This window comes from Streptomyces nanshensis (assembly GCF_001751255.1).
GTDB lineage: Bacteria > Actinomycetota > Actinomycetes > Streptomycetales > Streptomycetaceae > Streptomyces > Streptomyces nanshensis_A.
The window spans coordinates 1-2043 of sequence record NZ_LJGW01000579.1 but is presented as its reverse complement, the minus strand read 5'-3'; the positions used below and the strand labels follow the sequence as shown (position 1 = coordinate 2043).

General features: G+C 75.8%; 2 protein-coding genes. One reads left to right on the top strand and one right to left on the bottom strand.

Annotated features, from left to right (window positions below; all coding sequences use genetic code 11):
- Positions 1–1078 (top strand): FHA domain-containing protein (locus AN218_RS34940; protein WP_079132735.1); only part of this gene is annotated, 1078 nt, incomplete at its 5' end.
- A gap of 78 nt (positions 1079–1156) precedes the next feature.
- Here the strand turns inward: AN218_RS34940 and AN218_RS37255 are convergent.
- Positions 1157–2041: an N-acetylglucosamine kinase gene (locus AN218_RS37255; protein WP_244900835.1), complete on the bottom strand. Its 885-nt coding sequence runs from the start codon at positions 2039–2041 to the stop codon at positions 1157–1159.
- Positions 2042–2043 lie beyond the last annotated feature (2 nt).

Genomic DNA, 2043 nt, shown 5'->3' with positions numbered 1-2043 from the left:
CGGTCCGCAGGGGCAGCCCGGTCCGCCTCCGCCGCCGTTCGGTCAGCCGGGGCAGCAGGGCCAGCCCGGTCAGCCCGGTCAGGGTCCGCCTCCGCCCCCTCCCGCACCGGGCGGTCCGCAGAGCCAGCCCGGCCAGCCCGCCGGGCAGGGTCCGCCGCCTCCGCCGCCCTTCCCGGGCGGTCCGTCGCAGGGCGGCAACCAGCAGTACGGGTACGACAACGGGGACCGTCCGTCCGAGGTCAACAGGATCGCCGAGCCGCTGTCCCCGGAGGCGCCCCCGCAGGGTCCCGGCGGATATCCGGGCCAGGGTCCCGGTCAGGGGCCGGGTCAGGGGCCTGGCCAGGGACCGGGTCAGGATTTCGGGCAGGGGCCGGGTCCGAACCAGAGTCTGGGCGGGCCGATGGCGCCGCCCGCGCCCGGTGGTCCGCAGGGCGGTCAGCAGCAGCCGCCGCAGTCCCCGCAGAGCGGTGACTGGGCGGTCTCGCCGCCCGTCGTCCCGCAGCACGAGCAGCAACAGCCGCCCGGGCCGCCGCCGTTCCAGGGCCAGGGCCCCGGTCAGGGCCAGGGTCCCGGTCCGCAGCAGCCCCCGCACCCGTACCAGCAGCAGGGCCCCGGCGACCCGGGGCAGCAGATGCAGCAGGGTGCGCCGGAGATGCAGCAGGGTGTGCCGGCCGGTTCCTGGGTGGCGGTCATCGCGCCCGACCGCGAGTACTTCGCCGCGATGATGGACCGCAGCGGCCCCGAGGCGGGCAACCTCAACCTGCCCGCGTACTCGCCCGAGCAGCAACTGCCGCTCTCCGGGAACCAGGTCACCATCGGCCGCCGCCGCCACTCCACCGGTGAGGCGCCGGACATCGACCTGGCCCGTACGCCGGAGGACCCGGGGGTCTCGCATCAGCACGCCGTACTGGTGCAACAGCCGGACGGGAGCTGGTCGGTGGTCGATCAGGACTCCACCAACGGCACCACCATCAACGGCGCCGAGGATCCGATCCAGCCGTTCGTGCCGGTGCCGCTCAAGAGCGGCGACCGCGTCCACGTCGGCGCCTGGACGACGATCACCCTCCACCTGGCCTGACCGACGCCCGTGCCGCCCCGCTCCGTTCCGCTTCCACGCGGAAGGGGGCGGGGCGGCCTGCGTGCAGACGGTGCCTGTTCAGGCGTAGTGCGCGCGCAGCCGGGCGCGCGACGCCTCCGGTGCGCCGGCCGCGTCGAGCCCGAGCAGCGCCGACCCCAGGACGGGCGGCGCCGTGACGACCTCGGGCACGGCCTTCGGCGCGTGGACGGCCAGTTGACGCGTGAAGTGGTCGTGCAGCAGCGGATGCCGGGCCGCCGCGACGCTGCCGCCGAGGAAGACGGGCGTCGCCCGCTCCAGCAGCCCGAGCCGGGTCAGACCGACCCGCACCATCGAGACCAGTTCGTCGGCCTGCCGTTCCACGAGCGCGCGGGCGACCGGATCCCCGGCGGCGGCGACCTGGAAGAGGATCGGCGTGATCTCGTGCATGCGGGCACGCGGCAGGTCTCCCAGATGCAGCGCCTCGATCAGCGCGTACACCGAGGTGAGTCCGTAGTGCCAGGGCACCTCGCGGGCCAGCCGGGTGTCCTCGCCGCGGCCGTCCTCCGCGCGTGCGGCGAACCAGAGGGCCTCCTCCGCCAGTCCTCCGCCACCGCCGAAGTCGCCCGAGAGCCTGCCGAGGGCGGGGAAGCGGTGGGTGCCTCCCTCGCCGTCCTGGCCCGCGCAGTTGACGCCCGCGCCGCAGACGACGGCGATGCCGTGCTGTACGGAGCCGTCGTCGGGCAGCCCGGCGCGGAGTATGGCGAAGGTGTCGTTGGCGACGTACGTGGTGCGGCCCCAGCCGCGTGCCGTGAGCGCCGCCGTCACGGCACGCTCCTCGCGCGGCAGATCGGCGTTGGCGAGGCAGGCGGAGACATGGGCGACGAGCGGCACGGGTGGACCGGCCCCCGTTCCGGGCCCGGGGCCGGAGCCGGGCGCGGTTCCGGTTCCCGCTCCGGCGCCCGGTACCGCCGGTCTGGCGGCCACTC